We start from the raw sequence: 15,293 nt of genomic DNA, 5'->3' as shown, positions 1-15,293 counted from the left end.
CGGCTCGGTTCCCGGCGGGTGGCCCGGCTTCTGAGGCGCTGTTCGGCTTCTTGCGCTGTGGCAGTGAATGCGAAGTACCTCAAGCGAAACCGCGTCGCCTTACTAACCTTACCGTTTGGCGTGACGGCGGCAAGTGACCGCGTGAGGGAGTGAGAAGCGGAGCTCGCATTTCGTGGGGTGCGGGAAATGACGGGGGAGGGGAACGGTCATTCGGTGCGGCAGCCGTCGGAGTTCACCTGTTGGGCTTCGGTGACGTCGTCGTCGGTGCTCTCGGCGCACAGCGGCAGGAGGTACGTGTTATCGGCGCTGGAATCGGTGATCTCGTCGAGTCTGTCGATGCCGTGCTCGTATGAGTCCACCGGCAAACCGTCGTTGAGATCCTCCTGTATCCCTTCGTTGGCGTCGTCGATCGACCGGTCGGTCTCGACTTCGACCCAGGAGAGCGATACGCCGAAGGCCTCGTGTGGCAGGCCTCGGTAGAGACTGACGCTGTCGTCGTCGGAAACGCCGAGATAATACTGGCTGCGTACCCAGATGAGCCCGGCACCGGCGATAAGGGCGAGAACGAAGACGCCGACGAGAACGGTGCGCCATACACGCCCGCGTCCCTTGGACGGAGCGCGGTCGGCGTCGTCGGAGTCGGGATCGTCGCTGTCGTCGTCGGCGTCGGAATCCTCGGAGTCAGAGCCGATACGCGGCAGGGACGTGGTATCGGAGTTGGCGAGTACGAGGTCGTGCGCCGCGCCGTCGATGATCGTGCGTTCGGAGGCGTCGTCGGACTCCACGACGTCGGCCACTAGAACGGTGACGTTGTCGGGTGCGCCGGCGTCGAGGGCGGCCTGAGTCAGGGTTTGAACGACCTCGTCGGGACTGTCGGCGTCGCGCATCACCTCGTGGATGCGATTATCGCTGACCGGGCCGGAGAGGCCGTCCGAGCACAGTAGTATGCGGTCGCCCGCGTGCGCGGCGAGCGTCTGAAATGCGGGTTCGACCTCGGGGGCTCCGAGCGCGCGGAGGATGAGTGACCGCTGCGGATGCGTTTCGGCCTCTTCGGGGGTGATCTGACCTTCGTTGATGAGCAGTTGAACGTAGGAGTCGTCCATGGTCAGCTGTTCGAAGGTGTCGGACCGCAGGCGGTAGGCGCGTGAATCGCCGATGTGGACGAGATGGAACCAGGAGCCGTCGAACCACATTCCCGTGAGGGTGGTTCCCATGCCTTCCTTGCCGGGGTCGTGTTCGACGGTGTGGCGGATGTGCTGATTGGCGCTGGCGACGGTATCGGCGAGTTCGTCGTCGACCGCTTCGTCCGGCGGGGGGCGGTCGATGGTGCGCATGGTGTTGATGACGATGGCCGAGGCCAGGTCACCCGCGGCCATGCCGCCCATGCCGTCCGCTACCGCGATAAAGTGTGGTCCGGCATACACCGAGTCCTGGTTACCCTTGCGTACGACACCCCGGTCGGAGATCGCCGCGTAGCGCAGACTCAAAGCCATCGAATATCAACCGCCTGACAGAAAATTACCTTACGACCGCAACTCGAATGACGAACGTCCAATGCGGATTGGAACCCCGATGGGTACCGGAGTCGGTCGCGAGACTTTCTCACGCCCCAGATAGGTGCCGTTGGTAGACCCGAGGTCCTCCACCATCCACTGTCCCTCACGCGGCACTATGCGAGCGTGATGGCTGGAAGCGAAATCATCGTTGATCACAATAGTAGAGTCCTTTGCCCTACCGATGGAAATCGGCTGCCCGGTGAGCGGAAAACGTTGCCCCGTCAAAGCGCCGGTCGTGACCACAAGCCATTGCGCCACAGCCGGTCTCTTCGAACCACGACGCTGGGGCTGCTCCGAACCGGGGGCCATGCCGGGCGCGCCTCCAGCCGGTGCGGCACGACGCTGAACGAGAAGATCCTTCGTGATGGTGCGGACGGCCAAAAAGACAAAAAGCCACAGCAAAGCGAGGAAACCGAACCGTGCCACTGTTTGCACAATCGCTTCAGGCATGACAACTCCCGAGTCATGAGGGTGGGTGGACTAGTACTCACACGGTACCGAACGCACCGCCCCGATGCGGCAGCTGAAGGAATATGCGTATCCGGCCGCGGAGACGGAACCGGCGATGGCGGCGACACCGTGGAAAAACCCCGCCACAGGCTAAAACGGCGACCCGAACAGGGCCGCCGCCGGTCCAGCGTGTCACATGGAGGTGCCACCTGGCGATGGGACGTGACGGTGGCGCTACGCCACCTGCAAGGTCAGGGACGTCGTTCCCAGTTGAACGACGTCTCCCGGCTGTATCGACACGGTTGTGATCCGCTGCCCGTTGACCAAAGTGCCGTTGGTCGAACCGAGATCCGTCACCGACACCTGCCTCCCGTCGAAGTCCACCCGAGCGTGCTGACGGGATATACCGACGTCGGGCAGGCGAATCTGCGCCTGTTCCCCTCGTCCGATGACCGTTGAGCCGTGGGCGACGCTGAACTGCCGGCCGTCCCCGGCCGCCAGAATCGGACCGGACGGCGCCGCGGGTTGGCCTCCGTAGCCTCCACCCATGCCTCCGGGCGGCTCCTGCTCCGCGCCCTCGTTCAGAGCGGCCACTTCGGCGGTGACTCGGAACATGCCGGAGTCAAGGCCCTCGCCTCGCTCGATTTCCACAATCACGTCGCCGTAGACCGTCCAGCCGTTCTCGCCGATAAACTCGGCCTGTGATTGTGCGAGTTCCTGTGCCAAGGCCGCCGCGTAGGGAGCGAGACGATCGTGATCGGGCGGGGAAAGGTCAATGACGTACCGATTCGGCACCAGTACTCGATCGCCCGCCAGGACTGCCTTGTGGGATTCGGCTTCGCGCTGCATAGCGCTGGCGATTTCCACAGGATGCACAACGCCCTTAAACATTTTGTTGAAAGTGCCTTCGAACAGCCCTTCCAGTTGTCTCTCCAAGCGTTGTAGTACGCTCACCGGGTTCCTCCTTGTTCAACAGCCTCCGTTGGGCTGTTTCCTATACTACCGAGCGTTGACACCATTCCAGGACGTGCAAGCCGGAAAATACCTCACAAAATGCTCGGATGTGCGGTCGTCCTCCTGCCCGGCGCCGCCAAAATCACTTTGGAGACCGGGTGCGGGGCGCGTGTCGGTGGTGCATAATCTGTGCGGAGGTCAAACGCGTCCAGCTGGTACAGTCTCCAGTTACCACCGTGGTGACCCACATCCCGTGTGGCGCTGTGAACAGGCCTCCTATAGGTATTTAACCGAGCGGCCCATTTACAGTCGTCCGGTTGATGGCGTAAGGTGACTTGAGCGACGGTCACCGCGTCAACTTCCGAGTTCTATCGCGACTGTCGTGGAATTAAAGAGGTTAATTGTATATGTTGAAACATCGCAGCGTGCCCATGCGCCGCCGCGCAGGCGTGTCCATGCGGCAACTTGCTGAACAGGCAGGAATCATCAATTCCATGGCCCTAACCAGGATCGCCAGTCGGCGTGCCAAAACGCCGCAATCCGCCGTACGCACCTCCCGAAGCGCCATGATGCGCCACATCACCAGCGCACTCCAGATGCGCACCCCGGTTATGTATCTGAAAGCCGGAATGTCCAACCCAAGCGGACACAAAGACGCCCCCAAGGCCATAGCCTGCGACAAACGTCTCACTCCCAAACAACGCCAAACCCTAACCGAGATCTACGAGACCTTCATCCACGAAAACGTACGTGGTGGGTGACCGCTCAGCTTGCCCCAGGCACTCCATATTTACGCTGTGGGGGATTCTCACGACCTGAAGGTCGCGACGAATCCTCCTCGCGCAAATCTGAAGCACCTGGAACAACCTGAGCTCCCCTCCAGCTCTACCGCCGCGTCGCACTTTCAGTGCTTGCGGCTCGCCAGTTACGTAAGGGATTTATGCGGTGGTCGAGTTCTGCTTGGCCGTACAGGTAGCTTTACCGCCGCGTTGTGCTTTCAGCGCTCTTTAGGGAGCACAGTCGGCTCTATCGCTTCTGCGCTTCGCTGGGGCTTGCCGGTTACGTAGGGAACTTACGCTGTGGTCGAGTTTTCTTGGAAACGCAGGCAGTTCGACCACAGCGTCGACGTGTGCTGTTAGCTGCTCGCGAGTTGGTTTAGCCGGGGATAGTGAACGGGATTGTGTTCATTGGAAAGCGCAGACGGCTCCGTTGTCGCGTCGTTCGTTCGATGACGCGCTCTGCGCGCCGTGAGTCCGAATTGGTGCTGCGACTTCCGTCCGGGCGTATGAACTGTGGCCGAGGAATGCAGCTCAGTGGGTTCCTCGGCGCAATACTGTGAAATATGACCAATATCATAGACGATTCCGTTCAGGGGGCAGGTGTTGATCCCCTGAACGGATGAGCGGTGTTTAAGACTCAAACGACGCCAGAGTCCGCAGGAACAGATCGTTCTCCTCGGGGAGGCCGACCGTCACACGGACTCCGTCTCCGGCGAACGGACGGACGATGACGCCCTGAGCGGTACAGTGCGCGGCGAAATCGGCCGCCGCGTCCCCCAACGGCAACCACACGAAGTTCGCCTCGGTGTCCGGCACTCCGGGCACGATGTCACGTGTAGCGGCCAGGACACGCTGCCGTTCGACGACGTTCGCCGCGACCCGTTCCCGCATGGTTTCTTCGACTTCGAGCGCGGCAGTGGCCGCTACCTGAGCCAGCATGTTGACAGAGAACGGCAGAATGCATTTCGATACCGTTCTGACGACGTCAGGAGACGAGATCATGTAACCCGCACGCAGGCCCGCCATGCCCCACGCCTTGGAGAAGGTCCGAGCGACGACGACGTTCGGGCGGTCGCTGTAGCGTTCCACAGCATCCGGTACGTCATTACTGGTCACAAACTCCTGATACGCCTCATCGAAGATGATGAGCGTATTCGGGTCGATCGCCTCCACGAATTCATCCAGCTCGGCAGCCGTCGCCACTTGCCCGGTCGGATTGTTCGGGTTACACACGATCACCGCTCGGGTATTCGGTCCGACCGCTCGAGCCATCGCAGGCAGATCGTGACGGTGGTCCTCGGTGTTGGGAACCGGAACGCTCTTGACACCCGCCACGGCCGTCAGAATCGGGTACGCCTCAAACGATCTCCACGCGTGCACAACCTCAGCGCCCGGTTCGGCGATCGCCTGCAAGAGGTGCTGCAACAATCCGACCGAACCGGAACCGGTCGCAACCTGTTCTTCGGTGACTCCCAAACGCCTGGCCAAGGCCTGACGCAACGCGACGACACCCATGTCCGGGTAGCGGTGCACGTTCGCGCTCGCGTCCATCACAGCTTGCTGGATTCCCGGAAGCGGGCCAAAGGGCATCTCATTGCTGGAGAGTTTCACCGCGTCCGGATGCGTTTTACCGGGAACGTAGGCGGGAATGGCATCGAGGTCCGCACGAAGCGGACTGGACGTCTGCTTGATCAATGTTGCTCCTTGTGGTAGTAGATGTACCTACTGTACGGCGGAACCGGGGCAATATGGTTGACCGACCCGTGTGGTCAGTCGATGGTTTTAGTCGGGTTCGACGGCTCGGCGGGCTCCGCGGAGGCGTCGACAACGATCGTGCCCGGTGACTTGTCGTGCAGGCACTGCCGGAAGGGACGGTCGGACAAGCACCAAATGCCGTCGATCAGCCACACGAACGCTCCCCAGGGGAAGCAGACGAGCGGCAGAGCCGTGTACATCCACCGAATGATGTTGCGACCCCACCCGGGATCATTGGGAGCCAGGGATACGACCTTAATCTTGAAAATGCGTTTCCCCAGTGTCTGGCCGTTGTTCAGAGTGGTGGGGACTTCGTAGGCGAACCAGACGCCGACGGTGAGAAGAATGATGGTCATAGTAAGCCCGGGATCGTCGGGAGTGTCGATTTCCCAGAACGGGGTTCCCGCCATCGCTTGGTCAATGCTCGGGCGTAGTTCCTGGTAAAGCTGGTACAGGAAATAGAAATTGACGACCAGGGAAAGGAACGCGACACAGGCGATGTCGACGAGCCGGGCCCCGAGACGGGAACCGGGCGGAGCGAGAGCGCGTCCTTGAAGCATGCGGGTGACATCGCGTCGGGCGATCCACCCGACGAGTGCGCCCATGGATCGGATCTCCACGGCGTCTTTCGGGGGATAGTTGCCGGGGGCTTTGGGGATGATGGTGGGGGAGGACGCATCGGGGTGCGTATGATCGTTGAGGTCGGGTTCCGGTTCGGGGTCAAGCGGTTCGGGCGTGTCGGGCGGTTCCTCCCCGATGGCAACCGCTTTACCGACCCATTGGGAGCCGTCCCAGTAACGTTGTTCGGTGGGGTCGGACGGATTGGGGTACCACCCAGGTTCAATCGCACTCATCGGCTCTATTCTGCCAGCTGGATTCGGCGATGTGTCCTGAGCGGCAATCCAGGTGTGGCGATACGGCACCTGAAATCATGATCGGTGAGGCAAAATATACGGCCCAACCTGCGTTGCTCCGCTGATTGGGCCGTATTTGCGATATTTCGCTGTCACATCCGTGCCGAGTTACCAAGCGTGAGTCTCTTTATCGGGGCTTAACTCTGCAGCGTTTAGCCCTTCTTGCCTCCCGACGGCTCTAGTCGCACGTGGGTTCTCGGTGGCTGTGTACGGTTCCCTCAGGTCTTCTGGAAGCATCTTCCTTACTGAAGTCCCTTGGATTCCGTAATTCATTTGTACGCCTGTACTCGCTAGTAGTAAAGCGGTTACAGGAAATTCTTTCAGAACCGTCTAGACGGAGTTATGCGGTGGTGTGACGGTCGTTTGTAGGATCGAGGCATACGAGAGATACGTAATCCCCTATACCAACCCTTATCGAAACGAGGGCACCCGTGACGCAGATGCCACCCGGACAACCGGGGCCTTACCAGCAGCCACAGCCGTATGGTGGAGCTCCCTATCAACAGCAACCGTATCCCGGTTACTCGCAACAGCCGCATTCCGGCCATGCGATGGGACAGCAGTTTCCTTATGGCTCGCAACGGCCGATGCAGAACGGTCTCGGGACGGCGGGCATGCTGTGTGGGATCGGTGGATTGCTGATCGGCCTCGTGCCCATGGTGCTACTGAGCTTGCTGGCGTGGCTGTTGGCGCTGACGGCGATCGTGCTGTCGAGCGTCGGTCTCGTCAAAGCGAGCAAGGGAGCGGCGAGCAACAAGGGGATGGCCGTGACCGGTCTGATAACCGGGGTATTGGCCTTGGCGGCTCCGATCGTGGCGTTGACCGTCTTCTGGAATCTGTTGTTCGGACCGATCGGGGGCTTATTGCCGATCAATGTCGTGAAAATTCCACGTCGTCAAGCGTCGGGTGGAGTCGAACATGTGGGCAATAACGGATCTGTGCCGGATGATGTCGCAGCGTATAATGGGTGTGCGAGCTATTTGTCGACAATAGCATAATGTAGATGTTCACGACTTTCCGGGGATGACGTCTCCGGACGAACGTAAGGAAATAAATGACGAACATGCCTCCCGGACCACCCGGCCCCAGCCCGCAAGGACCTCAGGGAACACCGGGCGATCCCTACCAGCAGCAACAACCCGGCTATTCGATGGGGCCAGCGCCCGCACCGGGACAGTCTCCCTATGGACCGCCACAGCAACTGCCACAAAACGGGCTGGGCACTGCCGGTCTGGTGTGTGGTGTTATCGGCCTTGCTCTCGCATGGATTCCCTTTATCGCGTTCTTCGGTTGGGTGCTCGGCATTCTGGGCATCATCTTCGGATCGATCGGTCTTGCGAAGGCAAACAAAGGGGAGGCCACGAACAAGGGGATGGCCATTGGTGGCTTGGCCACAGGAATTCTGGCTTTGGTACTGCCGTGTGTCGTAGGAATGATTTTCTGGGGCGGCATGGCGGGAACAATGTCGATGTAATAGGCATCGATTGCCGCAACCGTCTCTGCGCGTATCGCGTCACTCGGCCGAGGTCGCGGTGCGCGTATTTTTGTGCCGTCACATCGACAGTCGACGTCGCCCGATGAATGGATTCGACTAAGGCAGGAAGATGGCGTATTCGTCCAGGATATGGAGGTACTGAGTGTCGACGGGGATGTGGTGGGTCATTTCGTAGATATCGGTAAAGGTGTTTCCACCCGCTACGTGGTCATTGATGTGCTGCGCGACCGCAGCGTTGATGCCCGGCAGCGTTACCAAAACATCGACGGGGGCGTGGTTGACGTCCACCAAACCGCCGTCGTCAACCGGCCTGTCGGCCAGGTCGGGGCGACCGATTTTCAAGGTGAGTTTGGCGTACATCGGGTCGTTCATTGCGATGTCACGGAACTTGGTACGCAGCTCTCCACGCGAATCAATGGTCTGATTGGTGTGGTTGAGGTGGTCTTGAAGGTTTTGCCTTTCACTCTTCGGGGGCGGAGCAATGTCGGTTTTGCTGGGCAGATCCCAGACTATACGGCGAATACACAAGGTATGGACGGAACCTCCGAACAGCGAGACGAGGAATCCGGCATTGGTATAGATGGTTCCAATACCGTAAACGGGAAGGCTCAGCCCGATCAAAATGGAAACGAACGCAGCGATATACAGTCCGGCGGACAACCACATCCATATCGTTTTCCGTTTGACAGCGGCGATGAGGAACGGTGCTGCCGTCAGAAGACCCATGGTGTAGGCCGGTGTCAGCGCCCAGACCCATGATTTGAGAGACCGGATGATTCGCTCGCTTCCGGCGGTGTCCTGGGAGGTTTCGTTCGGGGTGGCCATGAGTTACCTTGTCCTGTAACCGGTGGGCAATAATTATTGTTCTGGACCGCTCCATAATAACGGGCGTATGCAGCCGCCCGGGTTGTGGTCGATCGCTGAACGTATCCTCAATGGGTAGATGGAATCGGCCCGGGTGCGTCCCTGCGCCCGGACCGTATTTCAGAGCCGCAATTCTATATACCTTGCGCGATGTCGTTGCGGTAATGTCCGCCTTCAAGCTTTACCGCGTCGACCACGCGATACGCCGCGTCGCGAGCGCTCGCGACGTCGTTTCCGGTAGCGACGCAGTTGACCACGCGCCCTCCGGTCGCCAGGATCCGTCCGTCGTCGTCCGTCGCGGTCCCGGCGTGTACGACGCCCTCGGTGTCGGTGCCGACGATAGGGCGGCCCTTGACGACCTCTCCGGGGTAGCCTTCGTTGGCCACCACGACGCAGACGGCCGCATCGTTGCTCCATTGCAGGGCTTCGGACTCGTCCAGGTTGCCGTTCGCGGCTTTGTACAGCAGGTCGCCCAGCGGTGATTCCAACAGCGGAAGGATCGCCTGGATTTCGGGGTCGCCGAAACGGGCATTGAATTCCACTACTTTGACGCCCTTGGACGTCAGTGCCAGTCCGCAGTAGAGCGTTCCGACGAACGGGGTGCCGCGTGAAGCGAGTTCCCGCAGGGTCGGCCGTGCGACGGTTTCCATGACCTCGTCGGCAAGGGTATCCGGAGCCCACGGCAGTGGTGTGTAGGCACCCATCCCGCCGGTGTTCGGTCCGGCACCGCCGTCGCCGACGCGTTTGTAGTCCTGTGCGGGGAGGAGGGGGGCGGCGTTCGTTCCGTCGCTGATGACGAACAGCGATACTTCCGGACCGTCGAGATACTCTTCGACCACGACTCGATCGCATTCGCGGCCGTGCGCGAGCGCCGCGTCGAGTTCGTCGGTGACGATGACGCCCTTGCCTCCGGCGAGTCCGTCGTCTTTGACGACGTACGGGGCACCCAGTTCGTTCAGGGCCGCTTCGAGTTCCGCGTCTGAGGAGCAGACGCGCGATTGTGCGGTGGGGACGTCGGCGGCCGCCATGACATCTTTGGCGAAAGCTTTGGATCCTTCGATGCGAGCGGCTTCGCCCGATGGCCCGTATACGGCGATTCCTTTCGCGCGCACCGCATCGGCGACACCCGCGACGAGCGGTGCCTCGGGGCCGATGACGACCAGGTCGGCACCGGTGGTGACGGCGAGCGCGGCTACTGAGCCGGGGTCGTTGGAGTTGACGGGCTTGCATTCGGCGATTGACGCCATGCCGGGGTTGCCCGGTGCGCATATCAACGATTCGACCGCCGGGTCGTGCACCAGCGCTTGTGCCAGGGCGTGCTCGCGTCCGCCCGTTCCAATCAGAAGAACTCGCATACGTTCAGTTTACGTGGTGTGCCGAACGGTCAGCGGCTCGGCTGAACGGCGGTTCGTAGTGTGACAGCCATTCGAGGTAAACCCGTATTTTTAGGTGTGACCAGTGAATACATCCAGTGATAGGATGAGTCGGCTTCGGGTGACCGAGAGCAACATATCGGGCCGAGTTACCGAGGAATGGCGTGCCACCTGCGACAATGGGCGAGTGGTAACCGCTAATATTCTCGCAAGTAGATACGCTTCTCCCACAATGCGTGACATCTGGGACCCGGTAGGGAAAATCGTTGCGGAACGTCGGCTGTGGTTGGCCGTGCTCCGCGCGCAGAACGATCTGGGTGTTTCCGTCCCCGAACAGGTTATGACGGATTACGAAGCGGTCGTCGACAATGTCGATCTGGATTCCGTCGCACGCCGCGAGCGGGTTACGAAGCATGACGTCAAGGCCCGGATTGAGGAGTTCAACGAGCTCGCCGGGCATCAGCAGATCCACAAGGGCATGACCAGTCGCGATCTGACCGAGAACGTCGAGCAGATGCAGGTGCGGCGCTCGCTGGAACTGATTCGCGATCGGATCGTGTCGAGTGAGGTGCGCTTGGGCGCTCGCGCCGAGCAGTATCGTGACCTGGTGATGTCGGGGCGCTCGCACAATGTTCCCGCTCAGGCGACCACATTGGGGAAACGTTTCGCCTCATGGGCCGAGGAGCTTCTGGTCGGGCTGGAGCGTGTGGAGGATCTTTTGCGGCGGTATCCCTTGCGGGGGATTAAAGGACCGGTGGGAACCGCGCAGGACCAGTTGGATCTGTTCGACGGCGACGCGGACAAGCTGGCCGAATTGGAACAGCGCGTCGCGGAGCATCTCGGTTTCGATCGGGTCTTGCACTCGGTCGGTCAGGTGTACCCGCGTTCCCTTGACTACGAGGTCGCTTCGACCTTGGTTCAGGTGTCGGGTGGCCCGTCGTCGGCGGCGTTGACCGTCCGGCTGATGGCCGGGCAGGAGCTGGTGACCGAGGGCTTCGCCAAGGGCCAGGTGGGGTCGTCGGCCATGCCGCACAAAATGAACACCCGCTCGTCCGAACGCATCAACGGTTTCGCCGTCATCATTCGCGGTTACGCCTCGATGCTGGCTGAGTTGACCGGAGACCAGTGGAACGAGGGGGACGTGTCGTGTTCGGTGGTGCGTCGTGTGGCGCTGCCGGATATCTTCTACGCGCTCGACGGCATGTTCGAGACCTTCTTGACCGTGCTGGACTCGTTCGGGGCCTACCCGGCGGTGATCGGTACCGAACTGGACCGCTACCTGCCGTTCCTGACGTCGACGAAAGTCCTGATGGAGGCGGTCAAACAGGGTGCGGGTCGAGAGGACGCGCACGAGGCGATCAAGGAACACGCCGTCGCTGTGGCACGGGACATGCGTGAAAAAGGTCAACGTGTCAATGACCTCGTCGAACGTCTGGCCGATGACGATCGGCTTCCCCTGGACCGTCGGGCGCTGGAGCAGCTGGTCGCCGATCCGGGTGAATTCACCGGTGCCGCAGGCCGCCAAGTGGATCAGGTGGTTCACCGGATCGCCGAGGTGGCGGAACGGCACCCTGAAGCCGCTGCGTACCGCCCTACCGACATCCTGTGACCCAGGGCGTAGCAGCGCTAACGAAGCCGAGCGGACAGAGTGGTCCGGTTATTCTAAACGAGGATTGAACGATCCAAGCGATGGTGAAACGAACCGGCTCGGAATCGACGTAGGAACATCCCGCGTCGAAGAGGTATGTGGACCGACGATGAGGCGTGAGCCCGCCGGGGCAACGTCCTTCTGAGAAATCAACCGAATAACTCCATTGACATAGACCCGTACGCGCCTGAGGCGGGATACGGCGTCTGAGCCACGGAGGGACCGGGCGGTCACCCACCAACCAAGCCGAGCGGGCACTCACCCACCCAGAAGGAGTATCAGTGAGTCGTGTTGTGGTCGAGGTAATGCTGAAGTCCGAGATCCTTGATCCCCAGGGCGAGGCCGTGGCGAACGCATTGCCGCGTCTCGGGGTCAAAGGAGTCAACTCGGTGCGTGTTGGTAAGCGCATCGAGCTGGACTTCGACGACAGTACCGTCGATATTGAAAAGAAGGCTGAGAAGGTCGCCGACGAGCTTCTCGCCAATCCCGTGATCGAAAACTTCAACGTCGTGGTTGAGGACGGCGACGAATGAGCGCACGCATCGGAATTGTGACGTTTCCCGGTTCCCTCGACGACCGCGACGCCGCTCGAGCGGTGGCGCTGGCCGGAGCCGAACCGGTACGACTGTGGCACGACGACGCCGCCTTGCACAAGGTCAACGCGGTGTTCCTCCCCGGCGGCTTCTCCTATGGGGATTACCTGCGTTGCGGAGCGATTTCGCGATTCAGCGACGTGATGGACGTCGTCCGTGAGGCCGCCAACCTGGGGATGCCGGTTCTCGGCGTCTGCAACGGTTTCCAAGTGCTGTGCGAATCGCACCTGCTACCGGGGGCCTTGGTGCGCAACGCACACCTGCGCTACCGGAACCGTCCGGCCCGCCTGCGGGTGGACAACGCCGAAACGGCCTGGACCCGGGCCTACGACGCCGGTCAGGAAGTCGTATTCCCCGCCAAACACGGCGAAGGACGCTACGTGGCCGAACCGGCCGTATTGGATCGCCTCGAGGAGAACGGCCAAGTGGTCTTCCGCTACCTCGACAACCCGAACGGCTCCGAACGCGACATCGCCGGTGTCACCAACGAAGGCGGCAACGTCGTCGGCCTCATGCCCCACCCCGAACACGCCGTCGAGGCGCTGACCGGACCGTCGGAAGACGGCCGCGGCGTGATCGCCTCGGTACTGTCCCACTTGGTAGAAGGAGTCAAACCGTGACCGGGAATACGACCCCACCACTGGACACCGTCGGGGCCGCCTCGGCGACGCCGGACGAAAAGCAGCCCTACGTCGACCTGGGGCTGAAAAGCGACGAGTACGAACGTATCCGGTCGATCCTCGAACGCCGACCGACTCATTCCGAACTGGCCATGTACTCGATCATGTGGTCCGAACACTGCTCCTACAAGTCGTCTCGCGTGCACCTGAAGCAGTTCGGGCAGAAAAACCCCACCACCGACCGGCTGCTGGCCGGAATCGGCGAGAACGCCGGCGTCGTCGCCGTCGACGAAGACACCGCCGTCACCTTCAAGGTGGAGTCGCACAACCACCCCTCCTACATCGAACCCAAACAAGGCGCGGCCACCGGCGTCGGCGGCATCATCCGCGACATCCTCGCCATGGGCGCCCGACCCGTCGCGGTAATGGACTCGCTGCGCTTCGGCGCCGCCGACCACCCCGACACCGCCCGAGTCCTCCCCGGCGTGGTAGAAGGCATCAGCCATTACGGCAACTGCGTCGGACTCCCCAACGTGGGCGGCGAAGTCTACTTCGACCCCTGCTACCAGGGAAACCCACTGGTGAACGCCCTATCGGTCGGAGTTCTGCCCCGCGAACAGCTGCAGACCATGCAAGCCAGCGGAGTGGGGAACGTCGTCATCCTCCTCGGTGCCAAAACCGGTAAGGACGGAATCGGCGGAGTCTCGGTACTGGCATCGGCCACCTTCGAAGAGGACGACGACTCCGACGCCCGACCCAGCGTCCAAGTCGGCGACCCCTTCACCGAAAAACTACTCATCGAATCCTGCGTCGAGCTGTATCAAAACGGCGACGTCGTGGGCATCCAGGACCTCGGCGGGGCCGGACTCACCTGCGCGCTCTCGGAGACCGCAGCGGCCGGAACCGGAGGAATGCACGTCGACCTCGACCGCGTTCCCCTCCGCGCCACCGGGATGGAACCACACGACATCCTCGCCTCCGAATCGCAGGAGCGCATGCTCCTCATCGTCGACCCCGGCAAGGTGGACAAGGTCCTCGACACCGCACGAACCTGGGGCCTCCTGGCCACCCCGATCGGAGAAGTCACCGACGGAGGACGCCTGGTCATCGACTACCACGGTCAAACCGTCGTCGACGTCCCACCCACCACGCTCGCCGACGAAGGACCCGTCTACGAACGTCCGGTCGCCGAACCGAACGACCGCGACCTCGTCGCCGTCGACCGCGCCGAAACCCTGGAACGGCCCGCCGACGACGCCGAACTCAAACAGACCGTCCTCGACCTGGCCGCCAGCCCGAACCTCTGCGACCGCAGCTGGATCACCGAACAATACGACACCAGCGTTCTCGGTAACACCGTGCTGGCCATGCCCCACGACGCCGGAGTCGTGCGCATCAACGAAGACACCGGAGCCGGAATCGCGTTGAGCCTCGACGGCAACGGACGCTACGCGCGCCTCGACCCGTACCGCGGGGCGCAGATGGCGCTCGCCGAGGCCTACCGCAACGTCGCGGCCACGGGAGCCCGCCCCATCGCCGTCACCGACTGCCTCAACTTCGGCTCCCCAGAGGACCCGCACGTGATGTGGCAGTTCAAGGAGGCCGTCACCGGTATCGCTGACGGCTGCCGGCAGCTGAATGTCCCGGTGACCGGCGGAAACGTCTCGTTCTACAACCAAACCGGGGTCGAAGCCATCCACCCCACGCCGGTACTCGGTGTGCTGGGGGTTCTGGACGACGTGTCCTATCGCGTCCCCACCGGTTTCGGACACCACGGCGACCTGATCGCACTCATCGGTGGCCCGACCGAGGAGGAACTCTCCGGTTCGGAATGGGCCTGGGTGCGCCACGGCCACATCGGGGGAGTCGGCCCGGCCGTCGACCTGGGCCGCGAGCAGCGACTCGCCGAGGTCATGGCCTATCTGGCGGGAACCCAGCAGGTCACCGGCGCTCACGACCTGTCCGAAGGCGGACTGTCGCAGGCGCTGGTGGAAGCGGTCGTCAACTCCGGTCAGGGTGCGGCGATCGAACTTCCCTCGGGGCAGGACCCGTTCGTGACCCTGTTCAGCGAGTCGACCGCACGCATTCTGGTGACCATTCCACAGGGACACACCGTAGCGGTCAAGGGTGCGCTGGAGAAACAGGATCTCGGTTTCACCCCGCTCGGGGTCGTGGACGACAGCGTCGACGGCCTCTCGATCAAGGGACACTTCGACGCCACCCGCGATGAACTGCGGGACGCCTGGCAAGGTCGGATCGCCGAAGCGCTGCGACCTTCGGAGGACTAGAATC

14 protein-coding genes are annotated in these 15,293 nt (G+C 61.9%); 7 read left to right on the top strand and 7 right to left on the bottom strand.

The window, feature by feature from the left end; translation table 11 throughout:
- Nucleotides 1–206: 206 nt before the first annotated feature.
- The 3 genes from HALAL_RS16520 to HALAL_RS0104515 form a co-directional block, all read right to left on the bottom strand.
- A complete protein-coding gene (locus tag HALAL_RS16520; RefSeq protein ID WP_051462736.1) occupies nt 207–1,493 on the bottom strand; it encodes a PP2C family protein-serine/threonine phosphatase in 1,287 nt (428 codons plus the stop codon).
- Nucleotides 1,494–1,523: 30 nt separating this feature from the next.
- Nucleotides 1,524–2,006 (bottom strand): FHA domain-containing protein FhaB/FipA, encoded by a 483-nt coding sequence (locus HALAL_RS0104520; RefSeq protein ID WP_025272860.1) that lies wholly within the window; start codon nt 2,004–2,006, stop codon nt 1,524–1,526.
- Nucleotides 2,007–2,240: 234 nt separating this feature from the next.
- Nucleotides 2,241–2,960: an FHA domain-containing protein gene (locus tag HALAL_RS0104515; protein ID WP_025272859.1), complete on the bottom strand. Its 720-nt coding sequence runs from the start codon at nt 2,958–2,960 to the stop codon at nt 2,241–2,243.
- Nucleotides 2,961–3,367: 407 nt separating this feature from the next.
- Between HALAL_RS0104515 and HALAL_RS0104510 the strand changes: the two genes are divergently transcribed.
- Entirely contained in the window at nt 3,368–3,721 is a 354-nt protein-coding gene (locus HALAL_RS0104510; RefSeq protein ID WP_025272858.1) for a hypothetical protein, read from the top strand.
- 648 nt (nt 3,722–4,369) lie between these two features.
- On the opposite strand, the gene hisC is transcribed toward HALAL_RS0104510, so the two are convergent.
- Both hisC and HALAL_RS16515 read right to left on the bottom strand, forming a co-directional pair.
- Complete coding sequence (hisC, locus tag HALAL_RS0104505; RefSeq protein ID WP_025272857.1) at nt 4,370–5,434, bottom strand: histidinol-phosphate transaminase; 1,065 nt, start codon at nt 5,432–5,434, stop codon at nt 4,370–4,372.
- Between the two features lie 74 nt (nt 5,435–5,508).
- On the bottom strand, nt 5,509–6,348 hold the full coding sequence (locus HALAL_RS16515; protein ID WP_025272856.1) for an RDD family protein: 840 nt from the start codon (nt 6,346–6,348) through the stop codon (nt 5,509–5,511).
- Between the two features lie 491 nt (nt 6,349–6,839).
- Here HALAL_RS16515 and HALAL_RS17345 point away from each other — a divergent pair, with 491 nt between their 5' ends.
- Together HALAL_RS17345 and HALAL_RS0104490 are read left to right on the top strand one after the other, a co-directional pair.
- Nucleotides 6,840–7,406 (top strand): DUF4190 domain-containing protein, encoded by a 567-nt coding sequence (locus HALAL_RS17345; RefSeq protein WP_025272855.1) that lies wholly within the window; start codon nt 6,840–6,842, stop codon nt 7,404–7,406.
- Between the two features lie 56 nt (nt 7,407–7,462).
- Nucleotides 7,463–7,882, top strand: coding sequence for a DUF4190 domain-containing protein (locus tag HALAL_RS0104490; RefSeq protein WP_025272854.1), 420 nt, complete (start codon nt 7,463–7,465; stop codon nt 7,880–7,882).
- 117 nt (nt 7,883–7,999) lie between these two features.
- Here the strand turns inward: HALAL_RS0104490 and HALAL_RS0104485 are convergent, their stop codons facing one another.
- Both HALAL_RS0104485 and purD read right to left on the bottom strand, forming a co-directional pair.
- Nucleotides 8,000–8,728 carry a ComEA family DNA-binding protein gene (locus HALAL_RS0104485; RefSeq protein WP_025272853.1) on the bottom strand — a complete coding sequence of 243 codons (729 nt, stop codon included), beginning with the start codon at nt 8,726–8,728 and terminating at the stop codon, nt 8,000–8,002.
- Between the two features lie 173 nt (nt 8,729–8,901).
- Nucleotides 8,902–10,122: a phosphoribosylamine--glycine ligase gene (gene purD, locus HALAL_RS0104480; RefSeq protein ID WP_025272852.1), complete on the bottom strand. Its 1,221-nt coding sequence runs from the start codon at nt 10,120–10,122 to the stop codon at nt 8,902–8,904.
- 205 nt (nt 10,123–10,327) lie between these two features.
- On the opposite strand from purD, the gene purB reads away from it, so the two are divergent.
- The 4 genes from purB (at nt 10,328) to purL (ending at nt 15,289) form a co-directional block, all read left to right on the top strand.
- On the top strand, nt 10,328–11,749 hold the full coding sequence (purB, locus tag HALAL_RS0104475; protein WP_029767378.1) for an adenylosuccinate lyase: 1,422 nt from the start codon (nt 10,328–10,330) through the stop codon (nt 11,747–11,749).
- A 320-nt stretch (nt 11,750–12,069) separates the two neighbouring features.
- Complete coding sequence (gene purS / locus HALAL_RS0104470; protein WP_025272850.1) at nt 12,070–12,321, top strand: phosphoribosylformylglycinamidine synthase subunit PurS; 252 nt, start codon at nt 12,070–12,072, stop codon at nt 12,319–12,321.
- Nucleotides 12,318–13,001, top strand: a complete 684-nt coding sequence (gene purQ / locus HALAL_RS0104465) for a phosphoribosylformylglycinamidine synthase subunit PurQ (RefSeq protein ID WP_025272849.1) — start codon at nt 12,318–12,320, stop codon at nt 12,999–13,001. The genes purS and purQ overlap by 4 nt, the downstream gene beginning before the upstream one ends.
- Nucleotides 12,998–15,289, top strand: coding sequence for a phosphoribosylformylglycinamidine synthase subunit PurL (gene purL, locus HALAL_RS0104460; RefSeq protein ID WP_025272848.1), 2,292 nt, complete (start codon nt 12,998–13,000; stop codon nt 15,287–15,289). The genes purQ and purL overlap by 4 nt, the downstream gene beginning before the upstream one ends.
- The last annotated feature ends 4 nt before the right edge of the window (nt 15,290–15,293 follow it).

It is taken from the genome of Haloglycomyces albus DSM 45210 (genome assembly GCF_000527155.1).
GTDB classification, from domain to species: Bacteria; Actinomycetota; Actinomycetes; order Mycobacteriales; family Micromonosporaceae; genus Haloglycomyces; species Haloglycomyces albus.
This window is presented reverse-complemented; position numbering and strand designations above follow the sequence as displayed.

Coding starts and splice junctions, on each gene's coding strand:
- HALAL_RS16520 (WP_051462736.1), bottom strand. CDS start 1,493: ATGGCTTTGAGTCTGCGCTACGCGGCGATCTCCGACCGGGGTGTCGTA.
- HALAL_RS0104520 (WP_025272860.1), bottom strand. CDS start 2,006: ATGCCTGAAGCGATTGTGCAAACAGTGGCACGGTTCGGTTTCCTCGCT.
- HALAL_RS0104510 (WP_025272858.1), top strand. CDS start 3,368: ATGTTGAAACATCGCAGCGTGCCCATGCGCCGCCGCGCAGGCGTGTCC.
- HALAL_RS16515 (WP_025272856.1), bottom strand. CDS start 6,348: ATGAGTGCGATTGAACCTGGGTGGTACCCCAATCCGTCCGACCCCACC.
- HALAL_RS0104490 (WP_025272854.1), top strand. CDS start 7,463: ATGACGAACATGCCTCCCGGACCACCCGGCCCCAGCCCGCAAGGACCT.
- HALAL_RS0104485 (WP_025272853.1), bottom strand. CDS start 8,728: ATGGCCACCCCGAACGAAACCTCCCAGGACACCGCCGGAAGCGAGCGA.
- purD (WP_025272852.1), bottom strand. CDS start 10,122: ATGCGAGTTCTTCTGATTGGAACGGGCGGACGCGAGCACGCCCTGGCA.
- purQ (WP_025272849.1), top strand. CDS start 12,318: ATGAGCGCACGCATCGGAATTGTGACGTTTCCCGGTTCCCTCGACGAC.